This is a genomic window from Streptomyces sp. NPDC006879, assembly GCF_042869595.1.
Classification (GTDB): domain Bacteria; phylum Actinomycetota; class Actinomycetes; order Streptomycetales; family Streptomycetaceae; genus Streptomyces.
Genome location: NZ_JBIAGC010000007.1, coordinates 136,413 through 157,149, shown reverse-complemented (window position 1 = coordinate 157,149; position 20,737 = coordinate 136,413). Strand labels below are relative to the sequence as shown.

General features: G+C 70.0%; 19 protein-coding genes and 2 pseudogenes. 11 read left to right on the top strand and 10 right to left on the bottom strand.

Annotated features, from left to right (window positions below; all coding sequences use genetic code 11):
* Window positions 1-122: 122 nt before the first annotated feature.
* Window positions 123-545: pseudogene (locus tag ACFYMC_RS08450) on the bottom strand (cytidylyltransferase domain-containing protein); the annotation flags it as partial.
* On the bottom strand, window positions 542-1,837 hold the full coding sequence (locus tag ACFYMC_RS08445) for a DUF6716 putative glycosyltransferase (protein WP_388520890.1): 1,296 nt from the start codon (window positions 1,835-1,837) through the stop codon (window positions 542-544). The pseudogene ACFYMC_RS08450 and the gene ACFYMC_RS08445, both read right to left, overlap by 4 nt.
* 210 nt (window positions 1,838-2,047) lie before the next feature.
* Between ACFYMC_RS08445 and ACFYMC_RS08440 the strand changes: the two genes are divergently transcribed.
* From ACFYMC_RS08440 to ACFYMC_RS08430, 3 genes are read left to right on the top strand one after another with little or no spacing between them, the layout of a single operon-like run.
* Window positions 2,048-3,025: a glycosyltransferase family 2 protein gene (locus ACFYMC_RS08440; protein ID WP_388520738.1), complete on the top strand. Its 978-nt coding sequence runs from the start codon at window positions 2,048-2,050 to the stop codon at window positions 3,023-3,025.
* Window positions 3,025-4,383, top strand: a complete 1,359-nt coding sequence (locus ACFYMC_RS08435) for a polysialyltransferase family glycosyltransferase (protein WP_388520735.1) — start codon at window positions 3,025-3,027, stop codon at window positions 4,381-4,383. The genes ACFYMC_RS08440 and ACFYMC_RS08435 overlap by 1 nt, the downstream gene beginning before the upstream one ends.
* Window positions 4,380-5,504: an acyltransferase family protein gene (locus ACFYMC_RS08430; RefSeq protein WP_388520732.1), complete on the top strand. Its 1,125-nt coding sequence runs from the start codon at window positions 4,380-4,382 to the stop codon at window positions 5,502-5,504. The genes ACFYMC_RS08435 and ACFYMC_RS08430 overlap by 4 nt, the downstream gene beginning before the upstream one ends.
* On the opposite strand, the gene ACFYMC_RS08425 is transcribed toward ACFYMC_RS08430, so the two are convergent.
* The 3 genes from ACFYMC_RS08425 to ACFYMC_RS08415 all read right to left on the bottom strand — a co-directional run bounded on the left by ACFYMC_RS08425 (window position 5,491) and on the right by ACFYMC_RS08415 (window position 8,251).
* Window positions 5,491-5,646, bottom strand: a complete 156-nt coding sequence (locus ACFYMC_RS08425; protein ID WP_388520729.1) for a hypothetical protein — start codon at window positions 5,644-5,646, stop codon at window positions 5,491-5,493. The genes ACFYMC_RS08430 and ACFYMC_RS08425 overlap by 14 nt on opposite strands.
* A 268-nt stretch (window positions 5,647-5,914) precedes the next feature.
* The gene (gene leuE, locus ACFYMC_RS08420) at window positions 5,915-6,577 is read right to left on the bottom strand and encodes a leucine efflux protein LeuE (protein WP_388520726.1); all 663 of its coding nucleotides are present in this window, start codon (window positions 6,575-6,577) and stop codon (window positions 5,915-5,917) included.
* 75 nt (window positions 6,578-6,652) lie between these two features.
* Window positions 6,653-8,251: a methylmalonyl-CoA mutase gene (locus tag ACFYMC_RS08415; protein WP_388520723.1), complete on the bottom strand. Its 1,599-nt coding sequence runs from the start codon at window positions 8,249-8,251 to the stop codon at window positions 6,653-6,655.
* A gap of 161 nt (window positions 8,252-8,412) precedes the next feature.
* Between ACFYMC_RS08415 and ACFYMC_RS08410 the strand changes: the two genes are divergently transcribed.
* Entirely contained in the window at window positions 8,413-9,348 is a 936-nt protein-coding gene (locus tag ACFYMC_RS08410; RefSeq protein WP_388520720.1) for a L,D-transpeptidase family protein, read from the top strand.
* A gap of 206 nt (window positions 9,349-9,554) precedes the next feature.
* Here the strand turns inward: ACFYMC_RS08410 and ACFYMC_RS08405 are convergent, their stop codons facing one another.
* Both ACFYMC_RS08405 and ACFYMC_RS08400 read right to left on the bottom strand, forming a co-directional pair.
* On the bottom strand, window positions 9,555-10,700 hold the full coding sequence (locus tag ACFYMC_RS08405; RefSeq protein WP_388520717.1) for a hypothetical protein: 1,146 nt from the start codon (window positions 10,698-10,700) through the stop codon (window positions 9,555-9,557).
* Window positions 10,700-11,521: an RNA polymerase sigma factor gene (locus ACFYMC_RS08400; RefSeq protein WP_388520887.1), complete on the bottom strand. Its 822-nt coding sequence runs from the start codon at window positions 11,519-11,521 to the stop codon at window positions 10,700-10,702. The genes ACFYMC_RS08405 and ACFYMC_RS08400 overlap by 1 nt, the downstream gene beginning before the upstream one ends.
* Before the next feature lie 739 nt (window positions 11,522-12,260).
* On the opposite strand from ACFYMC_RS08400, the gene sdhC reads away from it, so the two are divergent.
* The 6 genes and pseudogenes from sdhC (at window position 12,261) to ACFYMC_RS08370 (ending at window position 16,691) form a co-directional block, all read left to right on the top strand.
* Window positions 12,261-12,641: a succinate dehydrogenase, cytochrome b556 subunit gene (gene sdhC, locus ACFYMC_RS08395; RefSeq protein WP_388520714.1), complete on the top strand. Its 381-nt coding sequence runs from the start codon at window positions 12,261-12,263 to the stop codon at window positions 12,639-12,641.
* A 5-nt stretch (window positions 12,642-12,646) separates the two neighbouring features.
* Entirely contained in the window at window positions 12,647-13,132 is a 486-nt protein-coding gene (locus ACFYMC_RS08390; RefSeq protein WP_388520712.1) for a succinate dehydrogenase hydrophobic membrane anchor subunit, read from the top strand.
* A gap of 23 nt (window positions 13,133-13,155) precedes the next feature.
* Complete coding sequence (sdhA, locus tag ACFYMC_RS08385) at window positions 13,156-14,910, top strand: succinate dehydrogenase flavoprotein subunit (RefSeq protein ID WP_388520709.1); 1,755 nt, start codon at window positions 13,156-13,158, stop codon at window positions 14,908-14,910.
* Entirely contained in the window at window positions 14,910-15,668 is a 759-nt protein-coding gene (locus tag ACFYMC_RS08380; RefSeq protein ID WP_388520706.1) for a succinate dehydrogenase iron-sulfur subunit, read from the top strand. Before sdhA ends, ACFYMC_RS08380 begins: the two co-directional genes overlap by 1 nt.
* A 64-nt stretch (window positions 15,669-15,732) precedes the next feature.
* Window positions 15,733-15,948, top strand: a pseudogene (locus tag ACFYMC_RS08375) (hypothetical protein); the annotation flags it as partial.
* A gap of 32 nt (window positions 15,949-15,980) precedes the next feature.
* Window positions 15,981-16,691, top strand: a complete 711-nt coding sequence (locus tag ACFYMC_RS08370; RefSeq protein WP_388520703.1) for a TetR/AcrR family transcriptional regulator — start codon at window positions 15,981-15,983, stop codon at window positions 16,689-16,691.
* A gap of 45 nt (window positions 16,692-16,736) precedes the next feature.
* Here ACFYMC_RS08370 and ACFYMC_RS08365 read toward each other — a convergent pair whose 3' ends face one another.
* Both ACFYMC_RS08365 and ACFYMC_RS08360 read right to left on the bottom strand, forming a co-directional pair.
* On the bottom strand, window positions 16,737-18,041 hold the full coding sequence (locus tag ACFYMC_RS08365; RefSeq protein WP_388520700.1) for a metallophosphoesterase: 1,305 nt from the start codon (window positions 18,039-18,041) through the stop codon (window positions 16,737-16,739).
* Entirely contained in the window at window positions 18,038-18,301 is a 264-nt protein-coding gene (locus tag ACFYMC_RS08360; protein ID WP_388520697.1) for an SCO4848 family membrane protein, read from the bottom strand. Before ACFYMC_RS08360 ends, ACFYMC_RS08365 begins: the two co-directional genes overlap by 4 nt.
* A gap of 121 nt (window positions 18,302-18,422) precedes the next feature.
* Between ACFYMC_RS08360 and ACFYMC_RS08355 the strand changes: the two genes are divergently transcribed.
* Window positions 18,423-19,706: a D-alanyl-D-alanine carboxypeptidase family protein gene (locus ACFYMC_RS08355; RefSeq protein ID WP_388520694.1), complete on the top strand. Its 1,284-nt coding sequence runs from the start codon at window positions 18,423-18,425 to the stop codon at window positions 19,704-19,706.
* Here the strand turns inward: ACFYMC_RS08355 and ACFYMC_RS08350 are convergent.
* Window positions 19,660-20,703 (bottom strand): YihY/virulence factor BrkB family protein, encoded by a 1,044-nt coding sequence (locus ACFYMC_RS08350; protein WP_388520691.1) that lies wholly within the window; start codon window positions 20,701-20,703, stop codon window positions 19,660-19,662. The genes ACFYMC_RS08355 and ACFYMC_RS08350 overlap by 47 nt on opposite strands.
* Window positions 20,704-20,737: the final 34 nt, after the last annotated feature.

Below are 20,737 nucleotides of genomic sequence, written 5' to 3'. Positions count from 1 at the left end.
GTCTCCAGCAGGTCCTGCGGACGGTCCTGGCGGCGCGGCCGGACCGCCTTGTCGTGGTTGACGCCGAGACCAGCGCCGGTGTCGTCGGCACGCCAGAGGAAGCCGTGGAAGGGGGCCACGGTCATCGCGGAGTCGGCGCCCTGTTCGATCACGGCGGCGGCCACGCCACGGACGTCTTCGGAGGTCAGGAACGGGCTGGTGCACTGGACCAGCAGCACCACGTCCACGGTGGTCGCGTGCAGCGCCTCGAAGGCGTCCATGGCGTGCAGCACAGCTGATTCGCTGCTCGCCCGGTCGCCCGCGATGACCGCGGGCCGCGGGATGACCTCTGCGCCCGCGTCCCGGGCCGCGGAGGCGATCGCCGCACTGTCGGTGGAGACGACGACGTCCGTGACGAGCTCGGCGCCCAGGCAGGCCCGGACCGCACGGGAGACCAGGGGGATGCCGCGGACGGCAGCGAGGTTCTTGGCAGGGACGCCCTTGGAGCCACCCCGGGCCGGAATGACCGCGAGGACCCGTCCGTTGGTGTGTTCGGTGCTGTTCACAGCTCTCCCATCCGGCGGATGACCGGAGCCACCCGCTGTACGCCGTGCCGGTAGGCGCCTCGGGCCGCATCACGCAGGGCGGAGCGCACCGCCCTGCGGACCCGGGAGGTGTCCTGCGCCGGCGCGGCGCCGGGCAGCGCGGTGCCGTCCGGGCCGAGGTGGTGGCGGGCGAGGAGGCCGGGGAGGTAGCCGGGCGCGGTGGTGAGGGTGTAGTAGGGGGCGGGCGGGGGCAGTTCACGCCGTGACACGAGGTCTTTGAGGCGGTCCCGGGCGGTGTCGAAGGCCCGCTCGTAGGGTCCTTCGGAGGCGACTCCCTGGCGGGCCAGCCAGTCGGCGTCGGGCTCGGGCAGCAGTCCCGCGTCGAGTTGGTCCCAGGAGGCAAGGCAGCCGGAGCCGAGGAAGTGGTGGTTGCCGAGTGCCTCGCGAACGCCGAGGTCAGTGAGGACCGCGGTGGGGATGCCCCGGTGCAGGGACTCCAGGGCGGCCGTGGAGCTGACCGTGACCAACAGATCGGTGCGGTCCAGGACTTCGCCCATGTTCCCGTACACCAGGCGGAGGTTCACAGGGAGTTGGCCCGGGAGCTTCTCGGCGAGCCGCTGGTACGGCTGCTCTTCCAGGTGTGTGGTGTGCTCTCCGGGCTTGCTGCGCAGTTTGACGAGCACTTCGCGGTCCGGGTGCCGGCGGGCGTGGGCGGCTGCCCGCCCCAGCAGGTAGAGCCGGTCGGCCCGGGTTTGCGGTACCGAGGGTTGGACGGCGAAGACGACGGTGTGGGCACTGGTGGTGCGCCGGCCGTAGGGGGCTCCCCCGAGGAAGGGCAGTGCGGTCTCGGTGACGCTGCTCGCGTCGGCACCGACTCCCTCGTAGACGGCACGGAAGCGGTCCGCGTCGTGGCGGGAGTTGGCGAGGACGAGGTCGGCGCCGTGGCGCAGCAGGAGGCCGTCGGCGAGCTTCTCGTAGACGACCCCGACGTAACCGGTGACGAGTACCGGGCGGTGCGCGGGCTCGGGCCACAGGGTGCGGGCGCCGTGTAGGACCGCCTGCACCGCCCCTCCGACGAGGGCGAGGATCACGGCGTCGTAGTGCTCGTTCCTCAGCTCCTCAAGGAACTGCGCAGAGGTCACCTCGGTCAACCGGTCGGCCCGGACGCCCACTTCCCTGAGCTGGCGCACGGTGGGCGTGGCCCGTCCGCGCAACAGGAAGCCCGTGAGGTGGGAGTCGGGGGCGAGGCGGTGCGCGGTGAGTGCGCCCCATTTCCATCGCGTATCGGAATCTGCGAGTACGGCGACTCGCATCTGCCCGTTGGTACTTGCTGGCACGGTGCGAAGGTAGGCGGCAATTCCGCTGATCGGCCCAACGGATACACAACAGGGGGTTAACAGCCCGCCGACGTCACGCAAATGCGGTCCCAGGAAAGCCTGGTTAACAGTCCCGCCATTCTTCGTTCACCTGGAATCCGCATATGGGCCATGGTGAATGGAGCGAAACGACCTAGTGTCACGGACGTGGTCAAGCTCTCCGTGGTCGTGCCGTTCTACAACGTGCAGACATATGCCCCAGATGCCCTGAGAAGTCTGCGAGCCAATGCGCGGCCGGACTTCGAGTTCATCCTCGTCGACGACTGCTCGTCGGACGGCACCCCGGAGCTGTTGGAACGGGCCGCGGGCGAACTGCCGGGCGCCCGGTTGCTCAGGCACCCGCAGAACGAGGGGCTCGCCACCGCTCGCAACACCGGCATCGACGCCGCCAGCGGCGAGTACCTCACCTTCATGGACGGCGACGACTGGCTGGAGCCGGGCCACCTGGAGCGGGTGCTGGCCGCCATCGAGGCGCTGGGCTGCGATTTCGTCCGCACCGACCACGTCCAGTGCACGGGTCGGGCCCGCCAGGTCCAGCGCTCCCCGCACGGACTCCAGAACGTGGTGTCCTGCCCGAGGTCCGCGATCCTGCCGGCGGACCGGTCGACCTCGGTCGACTATCCGTTCGCCTGGGCCGGCATGTATCACCGTCGGCTCGTCGACCGGGGGCTGCTGCACTTCACGCACGGGCTCCGCACGGCCGAGGACCGGCCGTGGATCTGGCGGTTGCACCGCGAAGCGGAATCCTTCGCGGCGGTGGGGTTGCCCGGCATCTTCTACCGCCGGGGCGTGGCCAATTCACTGACCCAGATCGGCGATGTGCGGCAGCTTGACTTCATCCGCGCATTCGACGAAGTGATCGAGGAAACCGCACAGGACAAGGATGCGGATCTACTCCTTCCGAAAGCAGTCCGCACATATTGCGCCATCATCGCGCACCATGCGGGTTCCATTGAAAGGTTCGAACCGGCCGTGGCCAGAAAACTCCGCGCCATGAGCACCGCCGCCCTCAAGCGCATGCCGCAGCGGGTACTGGACGAGGCTCTGGGCTCGATGGACATCGAGCGCGCCACCCTGCTGCGACGGCTGCGCCGCCGCCCTGCCCCGACCGGGGTGAGCTCCTGATGTCCAGCCCCGCACCACGCACCACGCAGATCTTCCTGGCCTCCACCCTCTACGGCGCCGCCACCCTCGCCGCGGCGATCGACGCGGGCTGTTTCACCACCGCGCACCGCCGGGTGTTGCTCGTCAGCAACAACGCGGCGGTGCCCGAGACCACCCCCGGGCTGACCCAGATGCGCGGGTTCGCCCGGCTGCGCGAGCGCTTCGACGACGTACTGGACTGGAACCGCACCATCTCCCCCTTCCACCCGAGCGGCTGGGAGCCGCGGCTGGCCGACGCAGCGCTGTGGGAGCGCCAGCTACGTCAGCTGTGGGGGCTCGGCGACGACCGGGTGGAGCTGATCGTGGAATCCCTCCAGGTCAGCCCCGCCCTGTCGGTGGTGCAGTTGTTCCACGGGGCACCCGTGGAGGTCTACGCGGACGGGCTGATGAGTTACGGGCCGACCCGCAACAAGCTGGACCCGCTGGTCGGCACCCGGGTACGAAGGCTCCTCCACCTGGACCTCGTGCCGGGCCTGGAGCCACTGCTGCTCAGCGAGTTCAAGGTGCCCTCCGCAGTGATCGCGACCGCGGCCTTCACCAGGGTGCTCGCCGAACTGGCCCAGGACGAAGAGGATGTCGAGGGACCCCAGGGTTCGGCGATGATCCTCGGGCAGTACCTCTCCGCCCTGGACCTGATCAGCCCACAGGAAGAAGAGGAACTCCATGTGGCCATGGTGCGCGGCGCGCACGCCCTCGGCCACCGCGACCTGGTCTTCAAGCCCCATCCCAGCGCCCCCGCCCGCTGGTCCCACCTGGTGGAGGCGGAAGCGGAACGGCTCGGTGCCAAGCTGGTCGTCGTGGACACCCCGGTCCTCGCCGAAGTCCTCTACCAGCGCCTGCGCCCCGAACTCGTGGTCGGCTGCTTCTCCACCGGGCTGCTCACCGCCGCGACGCTGTACGAGATCCCCGTGGCCCGGACCGGCACGGAGCCCCTGCTGGACCGGATCACGCCCTACCAGAACAGCAACCGAATCCCACTGACCATCGTCGACTCCCTCCTGCCCGACCTCGACGACCAGTGCGCCGTCACCAACTGGACCCCGCCCGGAGAAGAACGCGTACGGGAGCTCGCCGGTCTGGTCACCGCGGTCGGCTTCGCCATGCAGTCCCAGATCCTGGCCGGACACCGCGGGGATGCCGAAGCCTGGCTGACCCGGCATCTGAACGCCGACACCCTGCGGTACTTCAAGCGGCGCCGGCTGACCGCCCTCGGGCTGCCCGGCGGACTGCCCAGCCAGCTGTCGTTCATCCCGCGCAGCCCAGCGGTGCGCCGGGTAGCCCGCCGGGTGCGGCGCCTCAAGCGGGCCGCCCGCGGATGACGGCGACCACTTCGGCGGACCGGGTGGAGCAGGCGCCACCACGTCAGGCACCACAGCCCACGGGCACCGCGCGCGGGCGCCTACGGGCCCTGGACGGGCTGCGACTGCTCGCCGCCCTGATGGTCGCGGGCTACCACTACGGCGGGCGTGGAGGCGAGGTCGCGGCGTCCTGGGGCACCTCGCCCAGAGCGCAGTTCCCGACCGTTTCCCCGTGGCTGGCCTACGGCTGCCTGGGCGTCCAGATCTTCTTCGTGATCAGCGGCTTCGTCATATGCATGAGCTCCTGGGGCCGCCCCTTGCGCTCCTTCTTCACCTCCCGGGTCGCCCGCCTCTACCCCGCCTACTGGGCGGCGCTCTTGCTGGTGACCGCGGTGTTCGCGCTGCCCTGGGTGGCGTACCGCACGGTCCCGCTCTCGGACCTGCTGGTGAACTTCACGATGCTCCAACAGCCCGCGGGCGCCGATCGGGTGCTCGGGGTGTGCTGGACGCTCTGGGCGGAACTGCGCTTCTACGCGCTCTTCGCGCTGTTCGTCGTGCTGCCTGGCGGGGGACGCAGGCGCATCCTGTTGTTCTGCGCGGTCTGGACGCTGGCCGCGCTGTTCGCCGGGGCGGCGGACAGCGAGTTGGCCGAACTCGTGCTGATGCCGCAGTACGCGCCCTTCTTCGTCGGCGGCATCGGGCTCTACCTGGTGTACCGCGACCGCCGGGACGTACTGGGCTGGGCGGTCGCGGTCACCGGCTGGCTGATCGGGCAGCAGCGAGCCGTGGCGGGCCTGTGGCACGCGCCGGACCCGCGCTTCTTCTCGTACCGCAGCGAATGGGTCATCGTCGCGGTGGTCACGGCGGGCTTCGTCGCGGTGGCTCTGATCGCGGTGGGCCGGCTCGCCTGGGCGCGCTGGGGCTGGCTGACCGTGGCGGGTGCCCTGACCTACCCGTTCTACCTGGTGCACGAGCACCTCGGCTGGGTCGCCATCGACCTGTTGCACCAGCGTCTCGGGATCTCCTCGGCGCTGACCTTCGGGGGGACCCTTGCGCTCATGCTGGGTCTGGCCTGGCTGCTGCACCGGTGGGTGGAGCGGCCACTGACGCCGGTGCTGCGCCGGGCCCTCACACGCTGCTGAGCGAGAGCTTCGCGGCGAAACCGAGGTCGAAGGCCATGACGCCGACATGCTCGCTGCGGCCAAGACCCGCCGCGCGGACGGTAAGTCCTAGGGTGCGATCGCCGAGGCTCTGGGAGTCGGGCAGGCCACCGTTTGCCGTCACCTCTCCGAGGAGAGCGCAGCAGCGCCCGGACCGTGCCCCCCGTGCCCTCCCTAAGCCTGGGGTCAGCGGGGGGCGTGTCAGGCCCGGTGGCACCCCCACTCCACCCCGGGAGTCAGCGGGCCGACGATGGCGACGTCTCCGAGTCTCCGCGCGTCAAGGTGGTGCGTGGCATACCCGAAGACCACGCCGAACATGGCGAATACGCTGCTCCTGGAGGCTCATGCGGGCGACAGGGCCGCAGTGTCGTCAAGGTGAGACACGTCAGCCCCTAAGCGCTTGCCAGAGACAGCTTCGCGGCGAACCCCAGGAAGAGCACCCCGGCTGCCGAGGTGGCCCCCGCGCTGAGCCTCCGTCGGCGACGGAACGCAGCAGCCAGACGAGACCCGCCGAGGATGAGCACAGTCAGGTACAACGCGCTTGCCAGCTGGAGCAGTACTCCCAGCGTCACGAACCCCACGATCGGGTTGGACTCTGACACGAACTGCACGAAGAAGGACATGAGGAACAGGATCGCCTTGGGGTTGAAGAGGCTGACCACGAAGGCGCGCCGGTAGGGGCGCTCCAGGGCGGCGCTGGTGAGCCCCCCGTCCTCCTCGCCGCCGGCCACCTCGGCGATCCGCTCCCGCCGGGTCCGCCACATCGCAAGGGCCGCCCGGAGCATTCCGACGGCCAGCCACGTCAGGTAGCCGGCACCGGCGAGTTTGACGATGCCGAAGAGCAGCGGGCTGGCCTGGAGCAGGGAGGCGGCTCCGGCCGCCGCGAGGAGCATGAGCACGGTGTCCCCGCACCAGACCCCGGCCGCCGCCGTGTAGCCGGCCCGCACCCCTCGGCGGGCCGCGACGGAGAGCACGTAGAGCGAATTGGGGCCCGGCAGCAGAATGATCAGCACGAGGCCGGCGATGTAGGTCGGAAGGTCGGTGACACCCAGCATGTCGGTGAGTGTGGCACACACCCGGCACCCACCCGCCAGTGCTCTGCGACCCGTGGACGGGCGGACTGCGGACGCTCAGAACGACTCGACGGGGACATGGGTGCCCCAGACCTCCCGCAGGGCCTGGCAGACCTCGCCGAGGGTGGCGCGGGCCCGCAGGGCGTCCTTCATCGGGTACAGCACGTTGCCGGTTCCCCGGGCCACCTCCTGGAGGGTCGCCAGGGCGCTGTCGACGGCTCGCTGGTCACGTCGGGCGCGCAGCGCGGCGAGGCGGGCCGCCTGCTGCGCCTCGATCTCGGGATCCACCCGCAGCGGCTCGTAGGGCTCCTCCACGTCCAGGGTGAACCGGTTGACACCGACCACGACGCGCTCCCCGCTGTCGGTCTCCTGGGCGATGCGGTAGGCGGAGCGTTCGATCTCGGCTTTCTGGAAACCGTGCTCGATGGCCGCCTCGGCGCCACCGAGATCCTCGATGCGGCCCATCAGCTCCGCGACGGCCGCTTCCAGGTCGTCGGTCAACCGCTCCACGGCGTAGGAGCCGGCGAAGGGATCCACGGTCGCGGTGATGTCCGTCTCATGGGCCAGGACCTGCTGGGTGCGCAGGGCCAGCCGGGCGGACTTGTCGGTGGGCAGGGCGATGGCCTCGTCGAAGGAGTTGGTGTGCAGGGACTGGGTGCCTCCGAGGATGGCTGCCAAGCCCTGGAGCGCGACCCGGACCAGGTTCACCTCCGGTTGTTGGGCTGTCAGTTGGACGCCCGCCGTCTGGGTGTGGAAGCGCAGCATCTGCGACTTGGGGTTGCGGGCGCCGAACTCCTCGCGCATGACCCGGGCCCAGATGCGACGTGCGGCGCGGAACTTGGCGACCTCCTCCAGGAGCGTGGTCCGCGCGACGAAGAAGAAGGACAGCCGGGGGGCGAACTCGTCGACCGCCATGCCCGCCCGAACCGCGGTGCGGACGTACTCGATGCCGTTGGCGAGGGTGAAGGCGATTTCCTGGGCGGGCGTGGCCCCCGCCTCCGCCATGTGGTAGCCGGAGATGGAAATGGTGTTCCACCTCGGGAGTTCCGCCTGGCAGTAGCGGAAGATGTCCGCGACCAGCCGCAGGGAGGGCCGCGGCGGGAAGATGTACGTCCCGCGGGCGACGTACTCCTTGAGTACGTCGTTCTGGATGGTTCCGGTGAGTTGGTGCCCCGACACCCCGTTGTCCTCGCCGACCAGTTGGTAGAGCAGCAGCAGGAGGGCGGCCGGGGCGTTGATCGTCATCGAGGTGGAGACCCGGTCCAGCGGGATGCCCTCGAAGAGGACCCGCATGTCCTCCAGTGAGTCGATGGCCACTCCCACCTTGCCGACCTCGCCGTGGGCGAGGGGGGCGTCGGAGTCGTGACCCATCTGGGTCGGCAGGTCGAAGGCCACGGAGAGCCCGGTGGTGCCGTGGGCGATCAGCTGTCGGTAGCGGGCGTTGGACTCCGCGGCGGTGCCGAAGCCGGCGTACTGACGCATCGTCCAGGGGCGGCCCGTGTACATCGACGGGTAGACCCCTCGGGTGAACGGATAGGCGCCGGGCTCTCCCAGCCGATCGGTCGGGTCCCAGCCCACCAGCGCCTCGGGGCCGTAGAGCGGTTCGACGGGAAGGCCGCTCTCGGTGGTTCGCCCGCTGTCCGACTCGCGCGCCATCAACTGTGCCTCCATACAAGGGTGAGCTGCCTGCTGGTAGGACCGTCCCCGCCCCGTCACATCCTGGCGCAAGCAGGTAACGATCCGCGTACGACGCAACCGTGGCTCACCGGTGTGCATCCCTTGGCATACCTACACACCACGGGAACCGGGGGGTCACCATGCACCGAACCTCAGTCGTCGCCAGAAGTCTGCTCGCCGCCACGACCGCGGTGCTCCTGACCGCCGGCTGCTCGCCCCGACAGGGCGCTCCGGCTGCCTCGGGGACCGCCGCCGACCACGCCGGGAAACCCGTGAGCGACGCCCGGCCCACCCCGCCTGCCGAGTCCGCGCCGGCCGCCCCTGCAGCCGGTCCCGGGCCCTCCAGGACCGCCGCCGCGACTGCGACTGCGGTGTCCCCGTCAAATTCGCCGGCCGCTTCACCTGCGCCCTCCACGAAGAGCAGCGATGACGCCAAACCCGCCGAGCGCCCCCTGATGGCGCGGGGTGCGGAGACCGAGCAGGTACGGGAACTCCAGGCGCGGCTGCGCCAGGTCGGGCACTTCGAGCGCAGCCCCACCGGTTTCTACGGGGCGATCACCAGCCGGGCGGTGGCCTCCTTCCAGAGCAAGCGGGAGCTGGCCCCGACCGGCACCGTGGACGGACGGACCTGGCGCGCGCTGGTGGCGATGACCCACCGGCCGACCGTGAACGAGCTCCGACCGGCGACCACCAACGAGCTCGACGCTCCGGACCCGCGCTGCATGACGGGGCGAGTGCTGTGCGTCAGCAAGGAGAGCCGGACGCTGGCCTGGATGATCGACGGCACGGTGGTGGCGGCGATGGACGTCCGGTTCGGCTCGGAGAACACCCCTACCCGGGAGGGCGTCTTCCAGGTCGGCTGGAAGCGCGAGAGCTGGACCTCGACGATCTACCACACGTCGATGCCGTACTCGATGTTCTTCAGCGGCGGCCAGGCCGTGCACTACTCCGCTGACTTCGCCGCCCGCGGCTATGCCGGCGCCTCGCACGGCTGCGTGAACGTCCGGGACCTCGGGAAGTTGAAGTCCGTCTTCGCCCAGGTCCGGGTGGGTGACCGGGTCGTCGTGCACTGGTGACGGGCCCGATGGGCCGGCAAGAACGGGTTTAAGGGGCGCGGGCGGGACCGGGGGAACGTGTCCCGCCCGCGCCTGTTGCGCAGAGCCCCGGGGTACGGGGGGAACCCCGGCTCATGCGCCGCCGATGACCAGTCGGCTCATTCTGTACAGCGTCGGCGGCTCCAAAAGTGTCACACCCCCGCCGCCAGGATTGTTTCTGCGCGGGCTCAGGCCGCGCGGGCCGGCACGAAGACCGGCTGCTGGTACGCCGTGGAACCGGGTGCCGGAATCAGTGCCGCAGGGGCACCAGTGCTGCCCCTGGTGCTGCTCTGCTCGCTGGAAGAGCGCTTCCCGCCGGCACCGGAGCGGGTAGCTCCGGAGGTGTCTGAGCTGCTGGAACCCTCGCGCGCACCGCCCGGCGCAGGGGTGCCTTCGAGCGCGTCACCGGCGGCGCCGGAACCGCCGGAGTCCGCTCCACCGCGGGTCGAGTCGGCACTCGGCTTGGCTTCCTCGCCGAGGACCTTGGCACAGAAGCGGTCCACTCGGGTCTGTCCGCCGGACAGCCGGTCCAGCTTCTTGCGGTGCTCCGCGTCCAGTCGACCGCCGAGATAGTCACGGCATGTTTCGGCCATCCATCGCCGGCTTTCCTTGCCCGACTCGTCGCCCCGCCCAGATGCGTCCTTGCCGGTCCCGGTACCGGTGCCGTCCTGGTCTCGGGGTTCCTTTTCGGCCTCCCGCTCCGTACGCAACAACCTCGTGGAGTCCTCCGCGTCCTCCGGCTCGGTGTCCGCCGCGCCCGGACGGTTGCCCTCGCCCGCGGAGTGGCTCGGATCCTCCTTCGGGGACCAAAAGCCCCCACCGGAACGCCGGCCGTTGCCACGGGCCACGGAGCCGCTCGACTGCGGCAACGGGGAGGCGGCGACCGAACCGGTTGGGACGGGTCCCGCGGAGTCCGGCGCCGAGTGCAGCAGCGCTCCGGTGCCGGCGGCAACGGCCACCCCACCCACGGCCACCGCGGCCAACGCCGCGGCCAGGCCCAGTTGGAAGGGGCGACGGCGCTGCCCGTGGCCCCCGATGTCGGGCGTGCCGTCCGGACTCGCAGCGAGACGTACCGTTGCGGGTTCCGTCGGCGAAGCGTGTCGGGCGGCCCGGAACGCGGCCAGCGCGGCCTCTTCACCACGGAGTTCGCCGGGCAGCTCACCGGGCTGCCGGTCGTGGACTGGTCTGGGCACCGGGGTGAGGTCATGGAGCGCGCGGGCGAGTCTGCCGGCCTCGGTGCGGACACGGTGGTCTTCGACGTGGCTGACGGATTCCCCGCGGAGCAAGCGCTCCGCCGCTTCCTTGTCAAGCCAGTTATAGCGCTCGTCGGCCATCACATGTCCTTCTGCGTCCGCCAACGCGATTGCGTCACACGGGTACGCGTCACGGTGCCCCGCCGTGGTCCCGGTTGTGCCGGTACACGGTCCAGGGACGCCGATTGAGCTGGTTCCACTTGCGGGCTGCCCGCGACACCCTCCACGGAGTCCCCGTCGACGGTTCCCGCCGGCGCTGTCGGGGCGGGGACCTCCCCTGTCACCGTCGCGGACACCGTGGGCTGCCCGACCGCGGCGGCCTCGCCCCCGGCCCCGACCCCGACCCCGTCCTCTTGCGGGCCGATCAGTTCGGCCAGCCGCTTCAGCCCGCGGTGCGCGGCGGTGCGCACCGCACCCGGCCGCTTGCCGAGCGTCTGGGCCGCGCTCTTGGCGTCGAGCCCGACGACCACGCGCAGCACCACGGCCTCGGCCTGGTCCTGGGGAAGTTGCGCGATCAGCGCCATGGTCCGTCCGGTGGCGAGGGATTCCATCGCCTCGCCCGCGGTGTCGCAGTCGGCGGCCCGACCGGTCAGTTCGCTCTCGTCGCCACCGACGGCCGGACGCCGACCGCGCATGCGTATGTGGTCCAGCGCCCGGTTCCGGGCTATTCGGGCGGCCCAGCCGCGGAAACGGTCGGCATCGCCGCTGAAGCCACCGAGGTCACGGGCGATCTGCAACCACGCCTCGGAGGTGACGTCCTCGGCATCGCACTCGCCGACCAGCGTGCGGACGTACGCCAGTAGCCGCGGGTGCACGGCACGATACGCAGTCCGGAACGCTTCCTCGTCACCAGCCTGCGCCGCGAGCACCGCGGTGGTCAGCTCCGCGTCGTCCCCCAGCACCGTCCCCAACCGTTTCACTGTCCTATGCGAGAGCCACCGTTGCGCCCGCCTCGTCCTGGTCGTCGCCGGCGCACTGCTCTACGCAAATCAGCACGTTACGGCCTTCATGTATGTCCCGTCCACGGGTTGTACAACGAGCAACCATCCGTACGCGAAGCGAGGTGTGACACAAACCGCACTCCTGGCGCTGACAGGAGTACGGGCTTGTCGCACGAGCCCGCAACGGACGGCGGTCGGGGCCTCTCCTGTGGGGGGTGGCGGCTCTGACCGCCCTCCGGAGCGAGCCGCACCTCGGCGGTCCACGACGCCACGCCGCCCCCCCTCTTCCCGTACGGGTGAAACACCTTCCTGGCGCCAGCCGCCAGCATCCCGCAACGGCAGCACGGGGCGCGCCCGGAGCGCCAGAGCAGTTCCGGCCGTCCCCACACACTCCTCCAGGGCGGGATCGAGCCAACGGCGGGGCCACTCGGGACACGACCGCTCCCATGGCCCTCGACGACCAGAACGGGCCGGTCACCTCGTCGCCGTGCGCCGTGACGGTTCGAAAGCACCCCGAGGCGACAGCCTGCGATAGCCCGTCCGTGCCTGTTTGATTGCCTGTTTGATCACACCGGCGGACCCGGCGCAAACGAACCGACAACTCGTCGCTACCATGGCCGGGGCCGGTGGACCGTACCCGGCCGGGCCCGACCGACAACGAAGCCGGCAGGCCCCCGCCCCGCTTCCGGAGGGTTTTTCCGTGCCGGCTGGAACGTTGTACCGCGGCCGGGAAGGAATGTGGTCATGGGTGGCTCATCGAGTCACCGGTGTCCTGATTTTCTTCTTCCTGTTCGTACACGTCCTCGACACCGCTCTCGTCCGCGTCTCCCCTGAGGCGTACGACGATGTCGTGGCTACCTACAAGACCCCGATCGTCGCGCTGTTGGAGTACGGCCTCGTCGCCGCCATCCTCTTCCACGCGCTCAACGGTCTCCGTGTCATCGCAGTGGACTTCTGGTCCAAGGGACCGCGTCTGCAGAAGCAGATGCTCTGGACCGTCGTCGGCATCTGGGTGGTGCTGATGGCCGGTGCCCTGTACCCGGTCCTCGGCCACGCAGCTGCTGAAGTATTCGGGAAGTGACGCAGATGGCGACTGACACCTCTTCCGCAATCTCCGACGTCGAGGGCGGCGAGTCCGTCAGCCTCTTCGACGTGGACCACCCGGCCCCGCTCATCGAGGCCCCGCGCAAGCGCACCAGCAAGACCCCGCGCTCGACCCGCGGCAACTTCGAGATGGCCGCATGGCTCTTCATGCGCCTGTCCGGCGTGCTGCTCGTCGTCCTGGTCGTCGTCCACCTGCTGATCCAGCTGGTGCTCGACGGCGGCGTGCAGAAGGTCGGCTTCGCCTTCGTCGCCGGCCGCTGGGCCTCGCCCTTCTGGCAGGTCTGGGACCTGCTGATGCTGTGGCTGGCCATGCTGCACGGCGCGAACGGTCTGCGTACCGTCATCAACGACTACGCGGAGCGCGCGGGCACGCGGCTGTGGCTGAAGGGCCTGCTGTACGCCGCCACGGTGTTCACCATCCTTCTGGGCACGCTGGTGATCTTCACCTTCGACCCGAACATCCGCTAGGCACGGGGCTGAGGCAAAGACTCATGAAGATCCACAAGTACGACACCGTCATCGTCGGCGCCGGTGGCGCGGGCATGCGCGCCGCCATCGAGGCGACCAAGCGCAGCCGCACCGCCGTGCTGACGAAGCTGTACCCCACCCGCTCCCACACGGGCGCCGCGCAGGGCGGCATGGCCGCCGCGCTGGCCAACGTGGAGGAGGACAACTGGGAGTGGCACACCTTCGACACGGTCAAGGGTGGTGACTACCTGGTCGACCAGGACGCCGCCGAGATCCTGGCGAAGGAGGCCATCGACGCAGTCCTCGACCTGGAGAAGATGGGGCTGCCGTTCAACCGGACCCCGGACGGCACCATCGACCAGCGCCGCTTCGGCGGCCACTCGCGCAACCACGGCGAGGCCCCGGTGCGCCGGTCCTGCTACGCCGCGGACCGCACCGGTCACATGATCCTCCAGACGCTGTACCAGAACTGCGTCAAGGAGGGCGTGGAGTTCTTCAACGAGTTCTACGTACTCGACCAGCTGATCACCGAGGTCGACGGCGTCAAGCACTCGGCGGGCGTGGTCGCCTACGAGCTGGCCACCGGCGAGATCCACATCTTCCAGGCGAAGTCGGTCATCTACGCCTCCGGCGGCACCGGCAAGTTCTTCAAGGTCACCTCCAACGCGCACACCCTGACCGGTGACGGCCAAGCGGCCTGCTACCGACGCGGCCTGCCGTTGGAGGACATGGAGTTCTTCCAGTTCCACCCGACGGGTATCTGGCGCATGGGCATCCTGCTGACGGAGGGCGCCCGTGGTGAGGGCGGCATCCTCCGCAACAAGGACGGCGAGCGCTTCATGGAGAAGTACGCGCCGGTCATGAAGGACCTCGCCTCCCGCGACGTCGTCTCGCGCTCCATCTACACGGAGATCCGCGAAGGCCGGGGCTGTGGACCGGAGGGCGACCACGTCTACCTCGACCTCACCCACCTGCCGCCGGAGCAGCTGGACGCCAAGCTGCCGGACATCACCGAGTTCGCGCGCACCTACCTCGGCATCGAGCCCTACACGGACCCGATCCCGATCCAGCCCACCGCGCACTACGCGATGGGCGGCATCCCGACCAACGTCGAGGGTGAGGTCCTCTCGGACAACACCACCGTCGTGCCGGGCCTGTTCGCGGCCGGCGAGGTCGCCTGCGTCTCGGTGCACGGCGCCAACCGCCTGGGGACCAACTCGCTGCTGGACATCAACGTCTTCGGCAAGCGTTCCGGCATCGCCGCGGCGAAGTACGCGACCGAGGCCGAGTTCGTGGAGCTGCCCGAGAACCCGGCGCAGCTCGTCGTCGACCAGGTCGAGGCGCTGCGCTCCTCCACCGGCAACGAGCGGGTGGCGACGCTCCGCAAGGAGCTGCAGGAGACCATGGACGCCAACGTGATGGTGTTCCGCACGGAGCAGACCATCAAGACGGCGGTCGAGAAGATCGCGGAGCTGCGCGAGCGGTACCGCAACGTGTCGATCCAGGACAAGGGCAAGCGGTTCAACACCGACCTGCTGGAGGCCATCGAGCTGGGCAACCTGCTCGACCTGGCCGAGGTCATGGCCGTCTCCGCGCTCGCCCGCAAGGAGTCCCGCGGCGGTCACTACCGCGAGGACTACCCGAACCGCGACGACGTCAACTTCATGCGCCACACCATGGCGTACCGCGAGGTCGGCGACGACGGCACGGACACCGTCCGTCTCGACTACAAGCCGGTCGTCCAGACCCGCTACCAGCCGATGGAGCGTAAGTACTGATGGCTACCCCGACCCTGGACAAGGTCGAGGCGGAATCCGCCGCCTCGCCGTACATCACGGTCACCTTCCGGATCCGCCGCTTCAACCCCGAGGTCTCCGACGAGGCCCAGTGGCAGGACTTCCAGATCGAGATCGACCCGAAGGAGCGCGTGCTCGACGGTCTCCACAAGATCAAGTGGGAACTGGACGGCTCGCTCACCTTCCGCCGCTCCTGCGCACACGGCATCTGCGGCTCCGACGCGATGCGGATCAACGGCAAGAACAGGCTCGCCTGCAAGACGTTGATCAAGGACATCAACCCGGAGAAGCCCATCACGGTCGAGGCCATCAAGGGCCTGACGGTCCAGAAGGACCTGGTCGTGGACATGGAACCGTTCTTCCAGGCGTACCGCGACGTCATGCCGTTCCTGGTGACGACGGGCAACGAGCCCACCCGTGAGCGCCGGCAGTCCGCTGAGGACCGCGAGCGCTTCGACGACACCACCAAGTGCATCCTGTGCGCCGCGTGCACCTCCTCGTGCCCGGTGTTCTGGAACGACGGCCAGTACTTCGGCCCGGCGGCGATCGTCAACGCGCACCGCTTCATCTTCGACTCGCGTGACGAGGCGGGCGAGCAGCGTCTGGAGATCCTGAACGACAAGGACGGCGTGTGGCGTTGCCGCACCACGTTCAACTGCACGGACGCCTGCCCGCGTGGCATCGAGGTCACCAAGGCGATCCAGGAGGTCAAGCGCGCGCTGATCACGCGTCGCTTCTGATCTTCGGGCGCAGCCCCGACGAGGCCCCGTCCGCCGGTTCCGACCGGCGGGCGGGGTTCTTCGCGTGCCGTCGCCGCTCCACCTGACGGTCAGCATCGGCCTCACCATCTGGGTGGCCCGTACCCTCAGCCACAACGGCCACATCTTCATCGCCGATGTGCTCCACGGCGACGAAAGGCTCACAGACGCCGTCAACCACCTCCTCGGCGGTGGCGGCTTCTACCTGGTCAACCTCGGCTTCGTCGCCCTCTACCCCCGCGGAACGGACACCTGCGGCGACGGGTGCGCGGTGCCCGGATAGGCTCGGGCACCGTGACAGAAGCGAAAGGTGAGGCGAAGGCCCCCAAGAGCGAGCAGACCCGCACTCTCATCCTCGAAACCGCGCTCCGGCTCTTCCAGGAGCGCGGTTACGACAAGACGACCATGCGGGCCATCGCCAAGGAGGCCGGCGTCTCCGTCGGAAACGCCTACTACTACTTCGCCTCGAAGGAACACCTCGTCCAGGGCTTCTACGACCGGATCGGCGCCGAGCACCGGGCCGCCGTGCGCCCCCTCCTGGACAGCGAGAGCGACCTACAGACCCGGCTCACCGGAGTGCTGACCTGCTGGCTGGACATCGCTGCCCCCTACCATGAGTTCGCGGCCCAGTTCTTCAAGAACGCGGCGGACCCACAGAGCCCGCTCAGCCCCTTCTCCGCCGAGTCCGAACCGGCCCGCAAGGCGGCCATCGCCATCCACCAGGAAGTGCTGGCGGGGGCGAAGACCAAAGTGCCGGAAGAACTACGCGACGTCCTGCCAGAGTTGATGTGGCTCTCCCAGATGGGCCTGGTCCTCTACTGGGTCTTCGACCGTACCGAGAACAGCGAGCGGACCCGCCGGCTGGCCCAACGCGGCGCACAGCTGACCGCCCGAGGCATCGTGCTCGCCCGCTTCCGGGTGCTGCGCCCGCTGGTGCGCGAAGTACACGAGTTGTTCGCCGACTTCCTGCCCGGCATGGCGCAGACGGCCACCGCCCGCAAGTGACGGCGCCCCGGTGACCTACCCGGCGCCACCGTCGACGGGGACCACTCAGGCCTGCTTGGACGCCAACTCCACCACGGTGATGTCCGAGGGCGCGCCCACCCGCACCGGCGGGCCCCAGGAACCGGCGCCCCGGGTGACGTACAGCTGGGTGTCCCCGTAGCGGTCCAGTCCCGCGACGGTGGGGTTGGCGAGCTCGGCCAGGTAGTTGCCCGGCCACAGTTGACCGCCATGGGTGTGGCCGGACAGTTGGAGGTCCACCCCGTACTTCACCGCGTCGTGGACGACCACCGGCTGGTGGGCCATCAGGACGCTGGCGCGGGAGGTGTCCCGGTCGCCCAGGGCACGGGCGAAGTCCGGCCCCTGGCCCTCCGACTCGCCGGCGAGGTCGTTGACGCACGCCAGGTCGAAGCCGGGCAGCTCCACCCGGTCGTTCTCCAGTGGCCTCAGCCCCAGCTCGCGGACGTGGTCCACCCACTGCTGCGCCCCCGAGAAGTACTCGTGGTTGCCGGTGACGAAGTAAGTGCCGAGCCGGGAACGGATGTGGGCCAAGGGCTCCGCCGCCGGACCGAGGTCGCCGACGTCCCCGTCGACCAGGTCTCCCACCACGGTCACCAGATCGGCCTGGACCGAGTTGATCCGGTCGGTGATCCGCTGGGCGTGGGCCCGCCCCAGAACGGGGCTGAGGTGGATATCGCTGACCACCGCGATCCGCAACCCGTGCGCCGACCGCGGGAGCTTGGCCAACGGAACAGTGATCCGCTTGATCCGCGGTCCGCTGAGCACCCCGTAGGTGCCGTAGCCGACCGTTGCGGTGGCGGCGAACAGCGCGGCGGCCCCCACGGTACGGGCGACGAACAGACGCCGCGGGAGGTCCCGCGACTCGCCCTCGACGGCCTCCCCCAGGCCCGGCCCGGCGCCGTCCACGGGCTCCTGCGGCCCCGCTGCCGGTCCGGCAGCCGGCCGCTCACCCGCCGGTACCCCCACCAGCTCCGCCGCCGGGGCGGCGGCAGCCGCCCGCCGTCCGTCACGGCGCTCCAGCAAACGACGGAGCAACGGCCGCGCCGCCTCCCCCACGAGCAGGGCCAGGGTGAGGTAGAGCAAAGTGGCCATCCACATGTACCCGGGCCAGGCGAGGACCCGCTGGAGCCAGAAGGGCACCCCGGCCCGTAGCCCCACCAGCGATCCGACCATCACCACCGGCAGCGTCCAGGCCGCGGCCGTACCCAGCCGCCGGGCCCGACTCCCCGGCGTCGTGGTGTCGCGCACCAGCCGCACCCACAGGTAGCGGTGCACACCGGCCACGACCGCGAGCACCGACACGGCCACCAGGGCGAAGAGCAGCACCTTCACAGCACACCGCCCGGGGCCCGTGATCCGCGACGCAGGGCGAGCAGCCCACGCAACCCGATCGCCCCGACGCCCGTCCCCAGAAGAAAGGACGTGATGGCGAGCAGCAGGTGCACCCAGAAGTAGCCCGTGGGGTCACCGGCTCCGTCGAAGGCCAGGCCACTGGAGTCCTTCCACAGGTTCTTGACGAAAGAGACCCAGATGAACCAGCTCCAGACCCCGAAGGCGAGGAGGAACCAGGAGGCTGAACGGCTCAGTTTCATAGGGCCAGTATCGACTCCGTCCCCAGGACGGCCCCCTCGGGGTGGGCTGACCCGGCGGCTTTTGAACAAGGGTGGACCACCCGGGTCGGCACCTTCCAGCGGGCCATGTACGGTCACGTCCGTGTCTGCCAAAAAGACCGCCGTTACGGTCCTCACCGCCGCTGCCCTGCTGCTGCCCGCCGCGCTGGCCACCACCCCGGCCTTCGCTGACCCGACTCCGGGACCGGACACGGGCGGCAGCACCACCGGGAACACGTCGGGGAAAGCGGACGCCAAACAGCCGGGCAAGAACCCCGCACCGCCAGCGGCGATGTCCACCGTGGGGGGCACGCGCCTGGGCAAGCCGGGCACCCAGGTGCAGCTCGGCCCCGGCGCTCCGGCGCTGCCCAAGGAACTCAGCGGCCGGTCCTGGATCGTGGCGGACGCCGAATCGGGAGAGGTGTTCGCGGCGCACAACGCGCACTGGCGACTGCCGCCCGCCTCCACCTTGAAGATGCTCTTCGCGGACACCGTGCTGCCCCGCTTGCCCAAGGACGAGAAGCACACCGTCGCCCCCTCCGAACTCGCCCCGGTCGGCCCCGGCAGCAGCCTGGTGGGCGTCAAGGAGAACCTCAGCTACAGCGTGCACGACCTGTGGCTGGGCGTCTTCCTGCGCTCCGGCAACGACGCGGTGCACGTGCTGGCCGCGATGAACGGCGGCGTCCCCAAGACCGTCCAGGACATGCAGGAGCACGCCGACGAACTCCAGGCCCTGGACACCCACGTCGTCTCGCCCGACGGCTACGACGCCCCCGGGCAGGTGAGTAGCGCGTACGACCTCACCCTCTTCGCCCGCTCCGGCATGCAGAAGAAGGACTTCCGGGAGTACGCGGCGACGGCCACCGCGAAGTTCCCCGGCGCGGAACTCGACGGGAAACTACGCGACAGCTTCGAGATCCAGAACACCAACCGGCTGATGACGGGTGCCTACGGGGTGACCCCCTACAAGGGCATCGCCGGCGTCAAGAACGGCACCACCAGCCTTGCGGGCTCCACGTTCACGGGAATCGCCCAGCGCGGTGACCGGGTCCTGCTGGTGACCGTCATGAACCCGTCCACCGGCGGCGGGAACCAGGTCTACGAGGAGACCGCGGCGCTCTTCGACTGGGGCTTCGCGGCTGCCGGCAAGGTGACTCCGGTCGGTGAACTGGTGCCGCCCAAGTCGGCCGACTCCACCTCGCACGGCGCGCCCGCCCGCACCCACACGGACAAGAAGCCCGGTACGGCCGGCGCCGCCGCTCAGGCCAGCGGCGGCCTGGGCACGGCCCTCGCCGTGGTCGGCGGGGTGCTGGTGGTACTGGGGGCCGGGGTCTTCCTCGTCAACCGCCTGTGGCCGAGCCGGCGCCGCCGGCCCGAAGAGACCTGAACCGCACCGCCCAGCGGCGTCCGGAGATGCCCTGCCGGGCGGTGGCCTGCCCCGGCTTGGACCGGGGGGAGTCGGCAACTGCCGGGCCCGATCCCGGGGCCGGTGTCCGCCCGCTGTCCTTCTCTTCGTCCTCCTCGGGGCTGTCGGCCACCGGGTCGGTAGCGGTCCAGGCCGCGCAGAACAGCAGCACCTTGGCCATGAAGTTGATCCACAACAGCAGGGCGATGGGCACCCCGAACGCCCCGTACATGCTCTTGGCCGCCACGCCCCGCATATAGCCGCCGAGCAGCAGTTTGAGCAGCTCGAAGCCGACGGCCCCGATGAGCGCCGCGGTCAGCAGTCGGCGGCGGGGCGGGTGGACCCCGGGCAGCAGTGTCAGCACGTACATCAGCAGCAGGAAGCCGGCCAGCACGCTCACCGCGAGCGCCGCGCCGCGCAGCAGCACTCCGCCGGCGCCGTGCGAGGGGATGCCCAGCCAGTCGGCGGTCTTGCCCACGGCGCTCTGCCCGAAGACGGAGGCGGCGGCGGAGACCAGCCCGGCCCCGCCGAGCCCGAAGAGCACCAGGGCGTCCTTGCCCTTACGGACGATCGGGTTCCCCTCGTCGTCCTGGTCCTTGTCCCAGACCGCCCGCAGGCAGTCCCGCATGGAACCGATCCAGCCAATTCCGGCGAACAGCAAGACGGCGCCGGCGACCAACCCGACCGTACCCGCGTTGTCGACGAGGCCGCCGATGTCGAGTTGTTCGGAGATCCCCGGCACCTGCTCGGCCAGTTGCTCCTCCATCCGGTCCAACTGGCTCGGGGACAGCAGGGCCGCACCGATCGCAGCGGCAACGGTGATCAAAGGGAAGACGGCGATGAAGCTGATGAAGGTGACAGCCGCGGCCAAGCGGGACCACTTGACCCGGTCGAGCCGCTCGTACGAACGCCACGCGTGGGTGCGCATGAGCCAGGCCACGAAGGAGCCGACCACCGGGAGCTTTGCGAGCCAATCCATGGGCTCACCGTACGGCCGGGCCCGCCGTCAGTCA

What these genes read in the sequence shown, in the direction of transcription:
- ACFYMC_RS08415 (WP_388520723.1), bottom strand. Translation starts at nt 8,251, where the DNA reads ATGGCGCGCGAGTCGGACAGCGGGCGAACCACCGAGAGCGGCCTTCCC.
- ACFYMC_RS08350 (WP_388520691.1), bottom strand. Translation starts at nt 20,703, where the DNA reads ATGGATTGGCTCGCAAAGCTCCCGGTGGTCGGCTCCTTCGTGGCCTGG.
- ACFYMC_RS08380 (WP_388520706.1), top strand. Translation starts at nt 14,910, where the DNA reads ATGGCTACCCCGACCCTGGACAAGGTCGAGGCGGAATCCGCCGCCTCG.
- ACFYMC_RS08410 (WP_388520720.1), top strand. Translation starts at nt 8,413, where the DNA reads ATGCACCGAACCTCAGTCGTCGCCAGAAGTCTGCTCGCCGCCACGACC.
- ACFYMC_RS08390 (WP_388520712.1), top strand. Translation starts at nt 12,647, where the DNA reads ATGGCGACTGACACCTCTTCCGCAATCTCCGACGTCGAGGGCGGCGAG.
- ACFYMC_RS08430 (WP_388520732.1), top strand. Translation starts at nt 4,380, where the DNA reads ATGACGGCGACCACTTCGGCGGACCGGGTGGAGCAGGCGCCACCACGT.
- sdhA (WP_388520709.1), top strand. Translation starts at nt 13,156, where the DNA reads ATGAAGATCCACAAGTACGACACCGTCATCGTCGGCGCCGGTGGCGCG.
- ACFYMC_RS08445 (WP_388520890.1), bottom strand. Translation starts at nt 1,837, where the DNA reads ATGCGAGTCGCCGTACTCGCAGATTCCGATACGCGATGGAAATGGGGC.
- ACFYMC_RS08360 (WP_388520697.1), bottom strand. Translation starts at nt 18,301, where the DNA reads ATGAAACTGAGCCGTTCAGCCTCCTGGTTCCTCCTCGCCTTCGGGGTC.
- leuE (WP_388520726.1), bottom strand. Translation starts at nt 6,577, where the DNA reads ATGCTGGGTGTCACCGACCTTCCGACCTACATCGCCGGCCTCGTGCTG.
- ACFYMC_RS08405 (WP_388520717.1), bottom strand. Translation starts at nt 10,700, where the DNA reads ATGGCCGACGAGCGCTATAACTGGCTTGACAAGGAAGCGGCGGAGCGC.
- ACFYMC_RS08435 (WP_388520735.1), top strand. Translation starts at nt 3,025, where the DNA reads ATGTCCAGCCCCGCACCACGCACCACGCAGATCTTCCTGGCCTCCACC.